At 64.8% G+C, this 17,537-nt stretch carries 17 protein-coding genes and 2 tRNA genes; 3 read left to right on the forward strand and 16 right to left on the reverse strand.

Features of this window, described 5'->3' with window-relative positions; translation table 11 throughout:
- Positions 1-24: 24 nt before the first annotated feature.
- The 7 genes from nuoE to P0652_RS01740 form a co-directional block, all read right to left on the reverse strand.
- Complete coding sequence (gene nuoE, locus P0652_RS01710) at positions 25-1,164, reverse strand: NADH-quinone oxidoreductase subunit NuoE (RefSeq protein ID WP_284177019.1); 1,140 nt, start codon at positions 1,162-1,164, stop codon at positions 25-27.
- A 140-nt stretch (positions 1,165-1,304) separates the two neighbouring features.
- Positions 1,305-1,673, reverse strand: coding sequence for a hypothetical protein (locus P0652_RS01715; protein WP_284177020.1), 369 nt, complete (start codon positions 1,671-1,673; stop codon positions 1,305-1,307).
- Positions 1,670-2,863, reverse strand: a complete 1,194-nt coding sequence (locus P0652_RS01720) for an NADH-quinone oxidoreductase subunit D (RefSeq protein WP_284177021.1) — start codon at positions 2,861-2,863, stop codon at positions 1,670-1,672. Before P0652_RS01720 ends, P0652_RS01715 begins: the two co-directional genes overlap by 4 nt.
- A 10-nt stretch (positions 2,864-2,873) precedes the next feature.
- Complete coding sequence (locus P0652_RS01725; RefSeq protein WP_284177022.1) at positions 2,874-3,476, reverse strand: NADH-quinone oxidoreductase subunit C; 603 nt, start codon at positions 3,474-3,476, stop codon at positions 2,874-2,876.
- Between the two features lie 17 nt (positions 3,477-3,493).
- On the reverse strand, positions 3,494-4,039 hold the full coding sequence (locus P0652_RS01730; protein ID WP_284177023.1) for a hypothetical protein: 546 nt from the start codon (positions 4,037-4,039) through the stop codon (positions 3,494-3,496).
- Positions 4,036-4,614 carry a NuoB/complex I 20 kDa subunit family protein gene (locus P0652_RS01735; RefSeq protein WP_284177024.1) on the reverse strand — a complete coding sequence of 193 codons (579 nt, stop codon included), beginning with the start codon at positions 4,612-4,614 and terminating at the stop codon, positions 4,036-4,038. Before P0652_RS01735 ends, P0652_RS01730 begins: the two co-directional genes overlap by 4 nt.
- A gap of 4 nt (positions 4,615-4,618) precedes the next feature.
- Positions 4,619-4,984, reverse strand: coding sequence for an NADH-quinone oxidoreductase subunit A (locus tag P0652_RS01740; protein ID WP_284177025.1), 366 nt, complete (start codon positions 4,982-4,984; stop codon positions 4,619-4,621).
- A 308-nt stretch (positions 4,985-5,292) separates the two neighbouring features.
- On the opposite strand from P0652_RS01740, the gene P0652_RS01745 reads away from it, so the two are divergent.
- Positions 5,293-5,667: a hypothetical protein gene (locus P0652_RS01745; RefSeq protein ID WP_284177026.1), complete on the forward strand. Its 375-nt coding sequence runs from the start codon at positions 5,293-5,295 to the stop codon at positions 5,665-5,667.
- A gap of 109 nt (positions 5,668-5,776) precedes the next feature.
- Here P0652_RS01745 and P0652_RS01750 read toward each other — a convergent pair whose 3' ends face one another.
- From P0652_RS01750 to P0652_RS01765, 4 genes are all read right to left on the reverse strand, one after another.
- Positions 5,777-6,646, reverse strand: coding sequence for a DMT family transporter (locus P0652_RS01750; RefSeq protein ID WP_284177027.1), 870 nt, complete (start codon positions 6,644-6,646; stop codon positions 5,777-5,779).
- A gap of 74 nt (positions 6,647-6,720) precedes the next feature.
- A tRNA-Asp gene (locus P0652_RS01755) sits at positions 6,721-6,797 on the reverse strand.
- A gap of 125 nt (positions 6,798-6,922) precedes the next feature.
- Positions 6,923-7,633 (reverse strand): COG3904 family protein, encoded by a 711-nt coding sequence (locus P0652_RS01760; RefSeq protein WP_284177028.1) that lies wholly within the window; start codon positions 7,631-7,633, stop codon positions 6,923-6,925.
- 196 nt (positions 7,634-7,829) lie between these two features.
- Positions 7,830-7,905, reverse strand: a tRNA-Val gene (locus P0652_RS01765).
- 192 nt (positions 7,906-8,097) lie between these two features.
- On the opposite strand from P0652_RS01765, the gene P0652_RS01770 reads away from it, so the two are divergent.
- On the forward strand, positions 8,098-8,883 hold the full coding sequence (locus P0652_RS01770) for a metallophosphoesterase family protein (RefSeq protein ID WP_284177029.1): 786 nt from the start codon (positions 8,098-8,100) through the stop codon (positions 8,881-8,883).
- 8 nt (positions 8,884-8,891) lie between these two features.
- Positions 8,892-10,334 carry a bifunctional serine/threonine-protein kinase/universal stress protein gene (locus P0652_RS01775; RefSeq protein ID WP_284177030.1) on the forward strand — a complete coding sequence of 481 codons (1,443 nt, stop codon included), beginning with the start codon at positions 8,892-8,894 and terminating at the stop codon, positions 10,332-10,334.
- 13 nt (positions 10,335-10,347) lie between these two features.
- On the opposite strand, the gene P0652_RS01780 is transcribed toward P0652_RS01775, so the two are convergent.
- The 5 genes from P0652_RS01780 to P0652_RS01800 form a co-directional block, all read right to left on the reverse strand.
- On the reverse strand, positions 10,348-11,028 hold the full coding sequence (locus P0652_RS01780) for a COG3904 family protein (protein WP_284177031.1): 681 nt from the start codon (positions 11,026-11,028) through the stop codon (positions 10,348-10,350).
- A gap of 134 nt (positions 11,029-11,162) precedes the next feature.
- Positions 11,163-13,604 carry an endopeptidase La gene (gene lon, locus P0652_RS01785; RefSeq protein ID WP_284177032.1) on the reverse strand — a complete coding sequence of 814 codons (2,442 nt, stop codon included), beginning with the start codon at positions 13,602-13,604 and terminating at the stop codon, positions 11,163-11,165.
- A 389-nt stretch (positions 13,605-13,993) separates the two neighbouring features.
- A complete protein-coding gene (clpX, locus tag P0652_RS01790) occupies positions 13,994-15,259 on the reverse strand; it encodes an ATP-dependent Clp protease ATP-binding subunit ClpX (RefSeq protein ID WP_284177033.1) in 1,266 nt (421 codons plus the stop codon).
- 290 nt (positions 15,260-15,549) lie between these two features.
- Positions 15,550-16,185 carry an ATP-dependent Clp protease proteolytic subunit gene (locus P0652_RS01795; protein ID WP_284177034.1) on the reverse strand — a complete coding sequence of 212 codons (636 nt, stop codon included), beginning with the start codon at positions 16,183-16,185 and terminating at the stop codon, positions 15,550-15,552.
- A gap of 101 nt (positions 16,186-16,286) precedes the next feature.
- Positions 16,287-17,489, reverse strand: a complete 1,203-nt coding sequence (locus P0652_RS01800) for a benzoate/H(+) symporter BenE family transporter (RefSeq protein WP_284177035.1) — start codon at positions 17,487-17,489, stop codon at positions 16,287-16,289.
- Between the last annotated feature and the right edge of the window lie 48 nt (positions 17,490-17,537).

Here is a 17,537-nt window from a genome sequence, read left to right on the forward strand (position 1 = left end):
ATCACATGCCATCTGCCCTGCCCTTCATTCCGCCGGCTTGTCGCCGGCAGCGTTGGTGGGTCGCCAGCCACTCGCCAGCTTCTTCGACTGGCCGATCCAGTCATCCCGCTTCGCACGCCCCTTGAACCCCTCGAGATTCTGGTCAACCCAGGCGAGGTTCTGATCGGTCCAGCCGGCGATCTGATCGAAATGGTAGACGCCCATGCGGTTGAGCATCGCCGCCAGCTTCGGCCCGACGCCCCAGATCAGCTCAAGATCGTCAGCCTTGCCGCCCCGGGCCTTTTTCAGCAGCTCGGGCTTGAACTCATCGCCGACTGGCGCCGGTTCCTCAGCCTTGGCTGCGGGCTTGGCGGGTGCGGCTTTCGCAGGGGCCGGCTTGGCCTCGACCTTGGCTGCCGGTGCAGCGGCGGGAGCGGGCGCGACCGGAGCCGGAGCGGGAGCTGCAGCGGCTACCTTCGCCGCCTCGGCAGCCTTCGCAGCCTCTTCCTTCGCCGCCTTCTGCGCGGCAGCGCGCTCGTCGAAAGCCTTCTTCCAGCTGCCCACCGCCGAGCCGTCATAGAGGGCGGGGTCAAGCAGCGTCTTGATCGAATCCTTGGGCTCCGACGCCTTCCGGCCATTCTGCGGGCCCACCTTGACCGGCTTGCCGGCAGCAAGGTCATCCAGCAGCTTGCCGAGCGATTCCTGCGTCAGATCCTCGAAATAATCGTCGTTGATCTGCACCATCGGCGCATTCGTGCAGGCGCCGAGGCATTCCACCTCGAGCCAGGAGAACTTGCCATCGGCCGAGACATGGCGCTCCTCGCCGATCCGCGCCTTGAGGGTCTTCTTGAGATCCTCCGCGCCCATGCAATGGCAGGGCACCGTGCCGCAGAGCTGGACAAAATAGGTGCCGACCGGCTCGAGATTGAACATCGTGTAGAAGGTCGCCACTTCCATCACACGGATCGGCGGCATGGCGAGCACCTCGGCCACATGCTCGATCGCGGCCTTGGGCAGCCAGCCATTGGCCTGTTTCTGCGCCTGCCAGAGCAGCGGGATGACGGCGGAAGCCTGCCGGCCCGGCGGATATTTGGCGATCTGGGCCTTCACCCATTCCCGGTTGCTGGCGTCGAACGCGAAGGAAGCCGGTTGGACGGCATCGGGAGCAAGGCGGCGTACAGACATGGTTCTTCCTCGAACGCGCGGATTCTATCGCGGCGCAGCGAATGACCGGGTCTTACCACCCTTGGCGTGAGGGGCAAGACTGGAAACGCTAAAAACAAAGATGCAAGGCGACCAAGCGGACAGTGATCCACACCGCCCGCTCAGAAACACAGCGAATCCCGGCGCAGGGCGCGGTTCTGGTCCCGGTTGATGCGCATCAGGCAGGTGCGCAATTCGCCTGAGCGTTGCACCAGCACCACGAAATCCATGCTCCGCTCGGAGGTTCGCTGGATCGCCTTGACCTCGAAACCCTGCCGGACCAGCACATCCAGCGTGACGACCGGCTGGTTCGGCAGCGGCGTGCCTGGCAGCCGCGGATTCTGCCCCGGTGGAGCCGGGGGGGTGGGCCGCTGCGTTGGCGGCGGCCTGACGAAGGGGTCGGGGGCCGGAGCCTGCTGGGCGAGAACCGGAACAGCGAAAGCCGGGGCTGTCGCCAGCAGGAGAAGCAGCCGGCGCGCCGCGGCCCTCACCGGTCGACTTCCCCGAACACGATGTCGAGCGAGCCGAGAATGGCCGAGACATCGGCCAGCATATGGCCCTTGCACATGAAATCCATCGCCGAGAGATGCGCGAAGCCCGGCGCCTTCAGCTTGCAGCGATAGGGCTTGTTGGTGCCGTCGGCGACGAGATAGACGCCGAACTCACCCTTCGGCGCCTCGACAGCGGCGTAAACCTCGCCGGCCGGCACATGGTAGCCCTCGGTATAGAGCTTGAAATGATGGATCAGCGCTTCCATCGAGCGCTTCATCTCCCCGCGTTTCGGCGGCACGATCTTGCCGTCGAGCGAGGAAATCGCCGTGCGGCCATCCGGCCCGCGCAGCTTCGCGATGCATTGCTTCATGATGCGGACAGACTGCCGCATCTCTTCCATGCGGATGCAGTAGCGGTCGTAATTGTCGCCGTTCTTGCCGATCGGAATGTCGAATTCCATCTCCGAATAGCATTCATAGGGCATGGAGCGGCGCAGGTCCCAGGCAGCGCCCGAACCGCGGACCATCACGCCCGAAAAGCCCCATTTCCAGCAATCCTCGAGATTGACGATGCCGATATCGACATTGCGCTGCTTGAAGATGCGGTTATCGGTCAAAAGCCCTTCGAGATCGTCGCAGAGCTTGAGGAAAGGATCGCAGAAGGCCTCGATATCGTCGATCAGGTCCTTCGGCAGGTCCTGGTGCACGCCGCCCGGCCGCACATAGGCCGCATGCATGCGCGCGCCGCAGGCCCGCTCGTAGAAGATCATCAGCTTTTCGCGCTCTTCGAAGCCCCAGAGCGGCGGCGTGAGCGCGCCGACATCCATCGCCTGCGTGGTGATGTTGAGCAGGTGGCTGAGAAGACGTCCGATTTCCGAATAGAGCACGCGGATCAACTGGCCGCGCTTCGGCACGGTGATGCCCAGCAGCCGCTCCACCGCCATGGCGAAGGCATGCTCCTGGTTCATCGGCGCGACATAGTCGAGCCGGTCGAAATAGGGCACCGCCTGCAGGTAGGTCTTGTGCTCGATCAGCTTTTCGGTGCCGCGATGCAGCAGGCCGATATGCGGATCGGTGCGGGTCACCACCTCGCCGTCCAGCTCCAGCACGAGGCGCAGCACGCCATGCGCGGCCGGGTGCTGCGGGCCGAAATTGATGGTGAAATTCCGCATGTTCGGTTGTTCGGTCATCGCCAGCCTCTCAAGCCTTCGCCTTCTCGTCGCCCGGGAGCACGTAATCGGTGCCCTCCCATGGCGACAGGAAATCGAAATTGCGGAATTCCTGGTTGAGCTTCACCGGCTCGTAGACCACGCGCTTCTCCTGGTCGTCGTATCGCACCTCGACGAAGCCGGTCAGCGGGAAATCCTTGCGCAGCGGATAGCCCTGGAAGCCATAGTCGGTCAGCAGGCGGCGCAGATCCGGATGGTCGGCGAACAGGATGCCATACATGTCGTAGGCCTCGCGCTCGAACCAGTTGGCACCGGGATAGAGGCTGACGATGGACGGGACCGGCGTCGCCTCGTCCGTCTGCACCTTGATGCGGATGCGGCGGACATGGCGCGGCGACATCAGGTGGTAGACCACATCGAAGCGGTTCTCGCGGCCCGGATAATCCACGCCGCAAAGGTCCGTGAAGTTGAGAAAGGCGCAATCCGGGTCATCATGCAGGAAGCGCAGGACCTCGAGGATCGCGCCGGCCTCGGCATGCAGGGTGAGTTCGCCAAGCGCGATCTCGTGTCCGGTCACCTTGCCCGGCAGGGCCTTCCCGATATGGGCGGCGAGAATTTCAAGTGCTTCGGACATGCCCGCTCTCCGTTGCTTTAGTTCTTGTACTCAAAATCGAACCGAAGCGAACCCTTGGCCGAGCTGCGAACGGTGAAATTCAACTTCGATACAGCTTCAACAATCTGGCGTCCGCGCTCGTCACATTTCGTTGTCGCCCTATCGAGCCCTGCGTCAACCATACTGCGGCAGCGTGTGGCAAGCCATTCCGCATCGCCCGCATAGGTTTCAGCTCTGCGCTTTACCTCGTCACAATTTTCGCCGCACTTTACCGAGTAATGCCACTTGGATATTGCGCCTGCCGTGAAGAAAACTGTAGATGGCCTTCGGTCAATAACGCAATGCAACACTTGCTCACCCTTGAGCGGCTTTTCTGTAATAATAGCGTTTAGTTTTAAGCCAATTCCACATTGTTTTTGTGCCCAGCTTTCCAAATCAACAAGGTCGGCAAGGACCGCTTTGACAAGGTAACGCGAGGATGAAAGGGCTACTCGTTCCTTGTTGCTGAGTTTTATCCTCGCATCGGCATATCCCGAGGATAGGACCATCAAGATACCGACCGAAACAAGGCAGCGCCAAATCATCGCTCGATCGTCGCCGTCCGGCGGATCTTCTTCTGCAGCAGCATCACGCCGTAAAGCAGCGCCTCGGCCGTCGGCGGGCAGCCCGGCACGTAGATATCCACTGGCACCACGCGGTCGCAGCCGCGCACCACGCTGTAGCTGTAATGGTAATAGCCGCCGCCATTGGCGCAGGAGCCCATCGAGATGACGTAGCGTGGCTCCGGCATCTGGTCGTAGACCTTGCGGAGCGCGGGCGCCATCTTGTTGGTCAGCGTGCCGGCGACGATCATCACGTCGGACTGGCGCGGCGAGGCGCGCGGCGCGAAGCCGAAGCGCTCGACATCATAGCGCGGCATCGAGAGCTGCATCATTTCCACAGCGCAGCAAGCGAGGCCGAACGTCATCCACATCAGCGAACCCGTCCGCGCCCAGGCGATCAGGTCATCCGTTGCGGTGACGAGGAAGCCCTTGTCGGCCAGTTCGTTGTTGATCTCGACGAAGAACGGGTCGGTCGCGCCGACCGGCTTGCCGGTATTCGGGTCGAGAATGCCCTTCGGAGCGGGGGCGACGAGCGTGTTCATGGTCCCGGAATTCATGGCATCAATCCCATTCCAGCGCGCCTTTGCGCCACTCATAGACGAAGCCGACCGTCAGCACGCCGAGAAACACCATCATCGACCAGAACCCGAAGGCGCCGATATCCTTCAGGGCCACGGCCCAGGGGAACAGGAACGCCACTTCGAGGTCGAAGATGATGAAGAGAATGGCCACGAGGTAGAAGCGCACATCGAATTTCATGCGGGCATCGTCGAAAGCGTTGAAGCCGCATTCATAGGCCGAGACCTTTTCCGGGTCCGGGTTCTGGTAGGCCACCGCGAAGGGCGCGACGAGCAGGGCGATCCCGATCACCAGGGCAATGCCGATGAAGAGAACCAGCGGGAGATAATCGACGAGCAGTGTTTCCATGGCGCTTTGGATTAGTCGAGCCCGGCTTTTCGCGCAAGCGAAAGGGCGCCGCATCCGACGATTTGGCAACAGGCTTGGGCTGTCCTCGCCGGCAGGCGGCGCACGGGAGCGGATCATGCGGCAAGGCGCAGGCTTTCTTGCAGCAATGCCCCGGCCCGAAGCGGCCATGGCGCTGGAAAAGCACGGGCCCTTGGCTAGTCTTGGCCAGGCTCCGCAGCGCGATTCGCGGAGCGGGGCGTCCAACATTGCGGCCTGTTGCCGGGCAACCCTGCCCTCCCGGCCTGTCCAGGCCTTTCGGGGGGAAGATCATGATGAAACGGGTTGCGAAGGGCCTGGCGGTTCTGGGCCTTGTGGCCATGGCCGCGATGCCGGCCTTTGCCAAGGGCCCCGGCGATTGCCGGGTCCAGGGCAAGGAAGGCACCTCGGGCGGCGGCTATAGCGGCAGCGCCTCGCTCACCCAGACCGGCGCCGAGACCTGGCGAATCGTCTGGAAGATCGGCTCGCAGACCTGGACCGGCTTCGGCATCGGCAATGGCGAGGTTGTGGCACTGAACTTCACCGGCGGCGGCCGGACCGGCGTGATGCTGCTCATCGCGAAGGAGGATGGCAACGGCTATGCGGCCGCGTGGGCTTATACCGGCGAGAAGGAAGTCGGCTACGAGGAATGGACCAAGCGCCGGTAAGCCTGGAGCATTTTCCGACCAGGTGGATACCGGCTGGACGGAAGACAATGCGACAAGACAAGAAGCCGGAGCGGGCGATCTGATTCGGTCAGAGCGCAGACATTTCCCGTCAGCGGATCCGCCGGCTGACCGCAATGGTCGCGACGATGGCGGCGGCGAAAACCAGCGAGAGCGGCGTGATCCGCTCTCCCAGCAGCGGCGCGGCGGCCAGCATCGACAGGAAGGGTTGAGCCAGCTGCGTCTGGCTGACGCGCAGCGCACCACCGAGCTGCAACCCGCGATACCAGGCAAAGAAGCCGAGCCACATCGACACGATGGCGAGATAGGCGAAGCTGAGCCACGCCACCGGCGCCACCTCGCCCGGTGGCCAGGTCAGCACCGAAACCGGGATGGTCAGCGGCAGGTAGAGCACCAGGATCCACGAGATCACGTGCTCCGGCGGCATCTCGCGCGACAGGCGGGCCCCCAGCACATAGCCGCAGCTGGCCGAGAGTACGGCGAGCAGCAGCAGACCATCGGCTGCGACGAAGCCGCCCTCGCCCGTCAGCCACGCATACAGCACGACCAGCAGGAAGCCGAGAACCGCCAGCGCCCAGAAGGCCGGCCGTGCGCGCTCGCGCATCCAGAGCGCCGTCAGCGCCGCCGTACCGAGCGGCAGGGCACCGGAAATCACGGCGGCATGGACCGAATCGACATGCTGGACCGCGAGGCCAAGGAAGAGCGGGAAGCCGATCACGATCCCCGCCCCGGCCAGGATCAGCCGGAACGCCTGCACCCGGCTGGGCCAAGCCGCGCGGATGACCAGCAGATAGAGAATGGCCAGCATGCCGGCCGCTGCGGCACGACCGAAACTGATGAAGACCGGCGGGAGGCCGGGAAATGTCGGGGTCAGCGTGGCCAGCTTGGTCACCGGCGCTGTCAGCGCAAACAGCGCCACGCCGAGAAACCCGAGCAGGAAGCCCTTTTGGGAAGCAGTCATCGTCCCCTCGCGAGGTTGGCAAGATCCGGGTGGTGAAGGACCTGCCCCCTGTTCATGGAAGGGGAGGAGTGGGGTGGCGCGGGCGACGGGGCTCGAACCCGCGACCTCCGGCGTGACAGGCCGGCACTCTAACCGACTGAGCTACGCCCGCATCCATTCCCGCATCGGGGGTGCCCCCCGACGAGGGCCGAACGGTTACGCGATGGGCGGAGGACCTGTCAAGCACTCCGCACCGAATGTCGGAATCTTTTTGCGGAACCTGCGAAAGCCCGGAGATCAGAGCGATGGCGCGCCGAGCCGGAACCGGCGCACTTCATTGCTCGAAAGGATGCGGATCTGGTCATGCGGGACCGATTCCGCGAGGCTGATCAGATCCTGGCTGCCGCCGACGCGCGAGACATATTGACGGAGCGCGTTGACCTCGCTCGACCCGGCATAGATGCGCTCGCCCTGGGTCCTGCCGCCGGCCGGATCGGCCCGCCACATCCGGGCTGACATGCGGTGGACACCGAGTCGTGCCCCTTCCGGAACCACGCGCTTCTTCGCGCCCATGAGCACATAGACACAGGCCGAGGCACAATGGCCGGGCACCACGCCAACCTGTCCGAAACCGGCCCGGCGACGCGCCTGGCGCTGGGCATCAAGCAGGGTCGGACGGCCGATCACCACGGCGGCGCCAGCATCATGGATCAGCGAGCCGAGCTGCAGGGCACTCTCGACATTGCCACCGGGCGAATTGAGGAAAACGATCGCATGGAGGCCGGGCCGCTGCAGTTCCTGCCGCAGGAAAGCAGCAAACTTGGCCGGTGCATCGCGGGTGATCTCGCCCTCGGCAATCACCGCGCGGCGGCATTCGCTGGCATTGCAGGCGCTATCCACCGGGATCGTCGCGAACTCCATCGCAAGGCCAGGCCCGGCCATCATCAGAGCGAAAAGACCGGCAAGGCCAAGCGGGCCGCGGCCTGGCATCAAAGACAGGAAACGCATGGATCGAAATCCCCTCACGCAAACGCACTGTCGGAACAGGACAGCGCGGATATGGTGAAGGAACGAGGTTTCCGAAAGGTTCACGAAAAGGCAAGACCGCGCGACGTCGCAGCGCCGTGCGGCCGATAGGAAGATCGGTGGGGATATCTGCATGCCGGGCGCGTCTGGCCGGAAGCAATTGAGACAGCGGAGGCTGTGGTGGGCGATGAGAGACTCGAACTCCCGACATCCTCGGTGTAAACGAGGCGCTCTACCAACTGAGCTAATCGCCCTCGGGGCGTGAAGATGCCGCCGGATCAGCCCGGTGGGTAAACACCATCCGCCCGGCAATGGCAAGCGGCCATCCCCCTCGGACGGCCGGCACAAGACCTCCGTCGAGGGCACTTGGCTTCCACCAATGGCGCAGGGCGCACTGGCACCGCCTCTGATACAGGTCAAGGCAGCTCCTGCCGGCAGGCGGCAGGATGGCGGTCAGGCCCGGGCAACACGGGCTGGAGGAACCCCGGACGATGCGCATCGCCCTGCTGGCCGATATCCATGGCAACCGCGAGGCGCTGGAAGCCGTGCTGCGCGCCCTCCCCTCCCACCGGATCGACGGCCTCGCCATCCTCGGCGATGTGGTCGGCTACGGGCCCGACCCGGCCTTTTGTGTGGAGCGCGTGGCCTCGTTGGTTGAGGCCGGGGCGATGATCGTGCTCGGCAACCACGATGCCGCGATCGAGGGCGATGCCAGCGACATGAACCGTATTGCCCGCGAGGCCATCGAATGGACGCGGACGCAGCTTGACCCCGGGCATGCCGCGCTGATCCGCACCTGGCCGGAAACCCGGCGCCTGGGCGATGCGCTCTTTGTGCATGCCAGCGCCCGCGCCCCGCGCGCCTGGGAATACATTACCGGGCCGGGCGAGGCGGAGCGCAGCCTGCGCGCCACCGATGCCGCGATCACACTGGTGGGGCATGTGCATCAGCCTTGCCTCTGGCGGCTCACGGGCCTCGGCGTGGCGATTGCGCATGAGCCCCTGCCTGGCGCGGAGATCCCGCTTTCGCGCCATTTTCCCTGGCTCGGCGTGGTCGGCGCGGTCGGCCAGCCGCGCGACGGCCAGACCGCCGCCGGCTACGCGATCCTCGATCTGAAGCGGCGGACCCTGCTCTTCGGACGCGTCGGCTACGACCACTACACCACTGTGCGGAAACTGCGCGAGTCCGGCCTGCCCGAGCCGCTGGCCGTCCGCCTCCTCCGGGGGCGATGAGGGGCGCCATGGGCAGGATGCAGCTGGAAACCGGCTCGACAATCGAGGGCTTCCTGATCGGCCGGAAGATCCATCAGGGCGGCATGGCCGAGATCTGGGAGGTCACCCATCCGGACCATGCGATCCCGCTGGTGATGAAGATCCCGCTGATCCTCGACGGCGATGATCCCACCATGATCGTCGGCTTCGAGCAGGAGCAGATGATCCTGCCGCGGCTGAGCGGGCCGCATGTGCCCCGCTGCATCGCCCTCGGGGATTTCTCGGCCCAGCCCTTTATCGTCATGGAGCGCCTTGCCGGCGAGAGCCTGCTGCCGCGCTTCAAGGCCGCGCCCCTGACCGCCTCCGAGGTGCTGGCGACCGGCGCCGCCATCGCGAAGGCTCTGGTCAGCCTGCACGGGCAGGATGTCGTCCATCTCGACATCAAGCCATCGAACATCATGTTCCGCCCCACCGGCGAGGCCGTTTTCATCGATTTCGGCCTGTCACGCCATCTCCGGTTGCCGGATCTCCTCGCCGAGGAGTTCCGCGTGCCGATGGGCACCGCGCCCTATATCGCCCCGGAGCAGGTGCTGAAGATCCGCGAGGAGCCCCGGAGCGATCTCTTCGCCCTCGGCGCGATGCTCTATGCGCTGGCCACCGGCGAGCGTCCCTTCGGCAACCCCAAGCACACGACGAAGGCCCTGCTGCGCCGGATGTACGAGGCCCCTACCCCGCCCCGCGTGCTGCGGCCCGACATCCCCTCCTGGCTGCAGGAAATCATCCTGCGCTGCCTCGAGGTGAAGCCGGACCGGCGCTATGCCTCCGCAGCGCAGCTTGCCTTCGAACTGAACCACCCCGAGCATGTGACGCTGACCGACCGCGCCACGCGCGAGAAGACGCATTGGCTCCGCAACCTGATGTCCGGCCGGCTGCTGCCGCCGCAGGCCCCGCCGCTGAGCCGCCTGGGGGCCTATCGGCACGCCTCGCAGGCGCCCATTCTGATGGCCGCGGTCGATCTCTCGCCCGAAGGCGAACCGCTGGCCGGGATCCTGCGGGAAACCGTCTCGCGCCTGCTGGTCACCGCACCGGAATCCCGCCTCGCCTGCGTCAACGTGCTGCGCACGGCACGGATCGGCCTCGACACGCTGGTCGACGATGACGGCACCTCACTGCATGTCCGCCGGTTGGTCGAACTCAAACACTGGGCCGCCGATATGCGCCTGCCGCCGGAGCGCCTGACCTTCCATGTGCTGGAACATTCCGATCCCGCACAGGCCATGCTGGATTTCGCGCGCAACAATGCGGTCGACCATATGATCGTCGGCGCGCGCGGCTCGGGGGGCGTCCGGCGCTACATGGGCTCGGTCTCGACCAGCCTCGTCGCCGAGGCGCCCTGCTCGGTGACCGTGGTGCGCAACCGCCTTGCCCTGCCGGGAGAGAGCGACACCAGGTTCACCGAAGCCGGGGCGTGAACGGCCGGCGCCGTCAGCGCGCCGAGGTCGCGGTTTTCGCCAGCCGGAACTTGCCCATTTCGGCCGGGCTCAGCCAGTACATCGATTCCGACGGCGTCTTGTCCATCACCATCGAGAGAGACTGGTCGACGCCCATCTGCCTGAAATAGCGCGAATAGGCATCGCGGATCGCGTCATGCTGCAGGGTGCCGCTGACCACCGTGCGGGTGACCGGATCACGCACTTCCGGCCCGGTATGGGCGCGGTGAACCCCCACGCGGGAGCCCGGCACGAAATAGCGGCTCTTGCCGCCGGCCAGCACCAGCACGCAGGCGGAGGCACAGACGCCCGATGTCAGGCCCGTGCTGCGCGTCACAGATCCGCCTGCCGGCCGGCCGACAATCACCGACATTTTGAGTTTGCGGATCATCAGCCCAAGGGCCGCCGCACCGGCATTGAAGCCGCCCGGGCTCTCGACCACAACGATGCTCGACAGCCGGTGCGATTTGGCGGCATTGGCAACGAAATCCGCGAAAATCAGGTGCTCGTTCTGCTGGATCGTGCCCGAAGCATGGATGATCTTCGGGCAGCCCGCCCCGCATCCGTCAAGTTCCGCCTCGACCAGCCGGTAGCTCATGGCCTGTGCGCCGGCACCAAGCCCGCCGAACAGCCCGGCCGCAATGACGGCCCGAACCGCCTGACTGATGATCCGCATGCCAACCTCCCCTTGCAGAACCGCAAAGGTGGCATGAAACCCTCGCCAGCCGCAAGCGACGCAACAGCGCGGGACCGACGCATGGAAAAGGCGCCCCGAAAACCGGGGCGCCTCGATCCTTGTCGGGCCAGGCCTCAATGGGCGCGGGCGGTGACGGCGGCGTCTTCCTTGGCCTTTGCAGCGGCCTTGGCTTCGGCTTCCTCGTCCCACTCGATCGCCTCAGGCTGCCGCACAAGCGCGCGCCTGACCACCTCGTCCATGCGAGAGACCGGGACGATCTCCAGCCCGTTCTTCACGTTGGACGGGATTTCCGCGAGGTCCTTCACGTTGTCTTCGGGGATCAGCACCGTCTTCATGCCGCCCCGGAGGGCCGCGAGGAGCTTCTCCTTGAGCCCGCCGATCGGCAGGACACGGCCCCGCAGCGTGACTTCGCCGGTCATGGCGATGTCGCGCCGGACGGGAATGCCCGTCAGGACGGAGACAATCGCCGTGGCCATCGCGATGCCCGCCGACGGTCCATCCTTCGGCGTCGCGCCCTCCGGCACGTGCACATGGATGTCCTTCGTGTCGAAGAGCGGCGGCTTGATACCGAACTCGATACAGCGGCTGCGGACATAGGAGGCCGCCGCAGAGATCGATTCCTTCATCACGTCACGCAGGTTGCCCGTGACAGTCATCTTGCCCTTGCCGGGCATCATGACGCCTTCAATGGTCAGCAATTCGCCACCGACCTCGGTCCAGGCGAGGCCCGTGACTACGCCGACCTGATCTTCGGCCTCGACCTCGCCATAGCGATACTTGGCCGGGCCGAGATAGGATTCGACCTTGGCCTCGTCGATGACGACCGCCTTGACCGGGTTGTCGGTGCCGGCTGCCAGCAGGATCTCCTTGACGGCCTTGCGGACGAGGTTGGAGATCTCGCGCTCGAGATTGCGGACGCCGCTTTCGCGGGTGTAGCGCCGCACCAGAAGCAGAAGGGCTTCGGGCGTGATGCTCCATTCCGAGGCATCGAGGCCGTGCTTCTTCAGCGAGTTCGGGATGAGATGCTTGCGGGCGATCTCGGCCTTCTCGTCTTCTGTATAGCCGGCGATGCGGATGATCTCCATCCGGTCCATCAGCGGGCCCGGAATGTTGAGCGTGTTCGCCGTCGTCACGAACATCACGTTCGACAGGTCATAATCGACCTCGAGATAATGGTCGTTGAACGTCGTGTTCTGCTCCGGATCCAGCACTTCCAGCAGCGCCGAGGACGGATCACCCCGGAAATCCATGCCCATCTTGTCGATCTCGTCGAGCAGGAAGAGAGGGTTCGAGGTCTTCGTCTTGCGCAGGCTCTGGATGATCTTGCCCGGCATCGAGCCGATATAGGTCCGGCGATGGCCCCGGATCTCGGCCTCGTCCCGCACGCCGCCCAGGCTCATCCGGATGAATTCACGCCCGGTGGACTTGGCGATCGACTTGCCGAGCGAGGTCTTGCCGACACCCGGCGGGCCGACAAGGCACAGGATCGGCCCGGTCAGCTTGTTCGCGCGGCTCTGGACCGCGAGATACTCGACGATCCGGTCCTTGACCTTGTCGAGGCCGAAATGGTCGGCATCGAGGACTTCCTGAGCCAGCCGCAGGTCCTTCTTGACCTTCGACTTCTTGCCCCAGGGCAGCGAGAGCATCCAGTCGAGGTAGTTGCGCACAACGGTGGCTTCCGCCGACATCGGCGACATCTGCCGGAGCTTGCGCAATTCATGGTTCGACTTGTCGCGCGCCTCTTTCGAGAGCTTGGTCCGCGCGATCTTGTCCTCCAGTTCGGCCAGCTCGTCCTTGCCGTCCTCGTCGCCGAGTTCCTTCTGGATCGCCTTGATCTGCTCGTTGAGGTAATATTCGCGCTGGGTCTTCTCCATCTGGCGCTTGACGCGCGTGCGGATGCGCTTCTCGACCTGCAGGACCGAGATCTCGCTCTCCATCAGGCCGAGCACCTTCTCGAGGCGGCGCGCCACCTTGGTGATCTCCAGCACGGCCTGCTTGTCGGCGATCTTCACCGCGAGATGCGAGGCGACGGTATCCGCCAGCTTGGCATAATCCTCGATACCGGCAATGGTCGAGACCACATCCGGCGAGACCTTCTTGTTCAGCTTGGCATAGCCCTCGAACTCGCTGGTCACCGAGCGCGCGAGCGCCTCGATCTCCACCGGGTCGCTGTAATCCTCCTCGAGCACGGTCACTTCGGCTTCGAGGAAATTCTCGTTCGCGACGATATCGGCACGCCGGGCCCGGCTCACGCCTTCGACGAGCACCTTCACTGTGCCATCGGGCAGCTTGAGCAGCTGCAGCACCGTGGCAAGGCTGCCGATCTGGTAGATCTGGTCAGCCGCCGGGTCATCATCGGTGGCGTTGAACTGCGTCGCCAGCAGGATGTGGCGGTCGCTCCGCATCACCTCTTCCAGCGCCTTGATCGATTTCTCGCGGCCGACAAAGAGCGGCACGATCATGTGCGGGAAAACGACAATATCCCGCAGCGGCAGCACCGGAACAACTTCCGTGGAGCCCGGAACGGGGGTGGCACGCTTCTTGTCAGCGCTCATCGCTTGGTCCTCTGTTCAGGTCGCCCGCGCCGGACAGCCCTTGCGGGGCGGGACGGCGAAGTGGCACGACCCCCGGTCATGCCGGGAATGCTGGGGCCGGGCTCCTTCCGGAGTTTCGCTTCCGCCACCCTCTCGATCCGCGATGGGCGACAGTCGAAACAGGCCCTGTCGGCACCTGCCCGATCCACTCGTTATCGTCAACGTGGTGTCGATTCGTCCGCTATGCAAGGGCATCAACCCAACCGCGATAAATTCCCGCAGCTTGCCCCCGTCTTGCGTCCGGCATGACACCGCGCCTTGCAGGTCCGGCCCTGCGCAGCGGCGGGAACCGGACACAAAAAGACGGACGGGCGTGCCCGTCCGTCCTGTCATTCTGGCACGGGCGATGGTCAGGCGCTGGCTTCCAGTGCCTCTTCCTTCCGCTCGCCATAGATGTAGAGCGGTTTGGCCTTGCCCTCGATGACTTCCGCCCCGACAACCACCTGCTCCACCCCATCAAGGCCCGGAAGGTCGAACATCGTGTCGAGCAGGGTGCCCTCCATGATCGATCGCAGGCCGCGCGCGCCGGTTTTCCGTTCGATCGCCTTGCGGGCAACCACGGAAAGCGCGTCATCATTGAAGGTCAGCTCGACATCTTCCATCTCGAACAGCCGCTGATACTGCTTGACCAGCGCGTTCTTCGGTTCGGTCAGGATGCGCTTCAGCGCATCCTCGTCGAGATCCTCGAGCGTTGCGATGACCGGCAGGCGGCCGATGAATTCCGGGATAAGCCCGAATTTCAGCAGGTCCTCCGGCTCAACCTGGCGGAACACCTCGCCGACGCGCCGGTCATCCGGCGCCTCGACCTTGGCACCGAAGCCGATCGACGTGCCCTTCCCGCGCGAGGAGATGATCTTTTCGAGACCGGCAAAGGCGCCGCCGCAGATGAAGAGGATGTTGGTCGTGTCCACCTGCAGGAATTCCTGCTGCGGATGCTTGCGGCCGCCCTGCGGCGGAACCGAGGCCACAGTGCCTTCCATGATCTTCAGCAGCGCCTGCTGCACACCCTCGCCCGATACGTCGCGGGTAATCGAGGGATTGTCCGACTTGCGGCTGATCTTGTCGATCTCGTCGATATAGACGATGCCGCGCTGCGCCCGCTCGACATTGTAGTCGGCGGCCTGGAGCAGCTTCAGGATGATGTTCTCGACATCCTCGCCGACATAGCCGGCCTCGGTCAGTGTCGTGGCATCGGCCATGGTGAACGGCACGTCGAGGATGCGCGCCAGCGTCTGGGCGAGATAGGTCTTGCCGCAGCCGGTCGGGCCGACGAGCAGGATGTTCGACTTCGCCAGTTCGATATCGTTGTGCTTGGTCGCGTGGTTCAGGCGCTTGTAGTGGTTATGCACCGCCACCGCGAGCACGCGCTTCGCATAGAACTGGCCGATCACGTAATCGTCGAGGATCTTGGCGATCTCCTTCGGCGTCGGCACGCCGTCCTTCGCCTTGACCAGGGTCTTCGATTCCTCGCGGATGATATCCATGCAGAGTTCGACGCATTCATCGCAGATGAACACGGTCGGTCCGGCGATGAGTTTGCGAACCTCATGCTGGCTCTTGCCGCAGAAGGAGCAGTACAGCGTGCTCCGGGAATCGCCGCTCTGGGTCTTGCTCATCGCCTACCTCCTATCCCGGAAGGGCGGGCCCCCGTAACGGGAACCGGGCCTCCGGATCGCGACATGACGTGGCGCGCCATGCCGATAGATGATCGGGACACTATCGGACGCGGCCCCCGAACGAAACGTTAATTCGCGGGCCGGCCGATCGTTTGTCCCTGCCAAGGGTAATAACTTGTTCCCGTGTTGCAAGGGACGGGCCACAAATTAACCCGGCAAACTGCTCCAAAAAGGGTCACGAGCGCTTGAAGGGCGCCGTAACGGTCCAGAATGTCACAGCCCGGGGCGCCTTACATCGCCTTGGGCGGCTCCGGATCTTCGCTCCGCTTGGTGACAACCTGGTCGATCAGGCCGAATTCCTTGGCCGCATCGGCGGTCATGAAATTGTCGCGCTCGAGCGCGTTGTGGATGGTGTCGTAATCCTGGCCTGTATGCTGGACATAGATCTCGTTCAGGCGGCGCTTGAGCCCCTCGACTTCCTTGGCATGGATCAGGATGTCGGTGACCTGGCCCTGGAACCCGCCGGACGGCTGATGCACCATGATCCGCGCATTCGGCAGGGCGAAGCGCATGCCCTTCTGGCCCGCTGTGAGCAGGAGCGAGCCCATCGATGCCGCCTGCCCCATGCAGAGCGTGGTCACCGGGCAGCGGATGAACTGCATCGTGTCGTAGATCGAGAGCCCCGACGTCACCACCCCGCCCGGCGAGTTGATATACATCGAGATTTCCTTCTTCGGGTTGTCGGCCTCGAGGAAGAGCAGCTGCGCCACGATCAGGCTGGCCATGCCATCCTCGACCGGACCATTGAGGAAAATGATGCGCTCGCGCAGCAGACGGGAGAAGATGTCGAAGGCGCGTTCGCCCCGGCTCGATTGCTCGATCACCATCGGGACGAGGGAATTGTAGGTCTCAATCGGATCTTTCATGATCGCCTCAGTTTCGTCGCGGCGATGACGTCGCCGATTCGTGCCGGAATTGCCTGTCACAGATAGAGATTGCCCCGCCCGCTGAAAAGGGCGGAGCGGATTCAGCGTGAATCGGGGCGGAAGCGGAAGGCCAGAAGCATGGCCCAGCCGAGAAGCAGACCCCAGAAGGCGCCGCCGATTCCGAAAAGCGTCAGCCCGGATGCCGTGGCGAGGAAGGTCAGCAGCGCGGGAATGCGCGCCTCCTCATCCTCGAGGGCGCCGCGCAGGGCCGCACCGAAGGCCGGGATGAGGGCAAGCCCGGCCGCGGCCTCGACCAGCACCGGCGAGGCCCTGAGGACCAGCGCAGCGGCCATCGCCGCGAGCCCCGCCAGCAGGATATAGCCGAGGCCGGCCGCGATCGTGGCGATGTAGCGCCGTGCGGGATCCGGATGGGCCTCCGGGCCAGCGCAGAGCGCTGCCGTGATGGCCGCATAGTTGATCGGCGGGGCACCCGCCAGCGCGGTTGCGACCGTTGTGGCCCCGGTCGCGGCGAGCCCCTGCCTCAGCGACGGGCGATAGCCGAATGTCGTCAGCACGGCATAGCCCGTGATGTTCTGCGAGGCCATGGTCACCACGAAAAGCGGCAGGGCGAGCCCCAGCAGCGCTTCGACCGAGAAGGTCGGTACGACAAGCACGAGGCCGGGCCAGCGGAACGCCTCGCCGCCCCCGCCCTGCAGAACGACACCGCCCAGCGCGATTGCCACGGCTGCCGGAACGGCCCAGAGCCGCGCGAACCGCATCAGGACCAGCCAGGTCGCGAGAATGGCCAGCCCGAGGAGAGGCATGTCCCGCACGGCAATGAACGGCGCGAGGCAGAGCTTGAGCAGGATTCCCGCCAGCATGGCATTGGCGATGGTTTTCGGGATCGCCTGCACAAGGCGGACAAGCGGCGTCCAGAACCCCGCCAGAACGATCAGCAGCCCGACGACAACAAAGGCACCGATCGCGGCCGGAAAGCCACCGGGGAGAATGCCCATCGTGGCCATGAAGGCGAGGCCCGGCGTCGTCCAGGCGATGCTGATCGGCATTCGGCTCGACAGGCTGAGCGCGATGGCAACCACACCCTTTGCCAGCCCCACCACCAGCAGCCCGGAGGCGATCTCGGCCTCGGAGGCGCCCATCGCCGCCAGCCCCTTGATCAGGATGGCGACCGCGCTGGCATAGCCGACCACCGAGATAACCAGCCCCTGCACCGTGGCCTGGATCGAGAAATCGGCCAGCAGCCGGGCAAGGCCCTGCCGGCTCTCGGGCGCAGTTTCCGGCATGGTCATGCCCCTTCTCAGCAAGACGCCGCCCGGTCGGGGGCGGCGTGA

Source organism: Rhabdaerophilum sp. SD176, from assembly GCF_030143245.1.
Lineage (GTDB): Bacteria > Pseudomonadota > Alphaproteobacteria > Rhizobiales > Beijerinckiaceae > Rhabdaerophilum.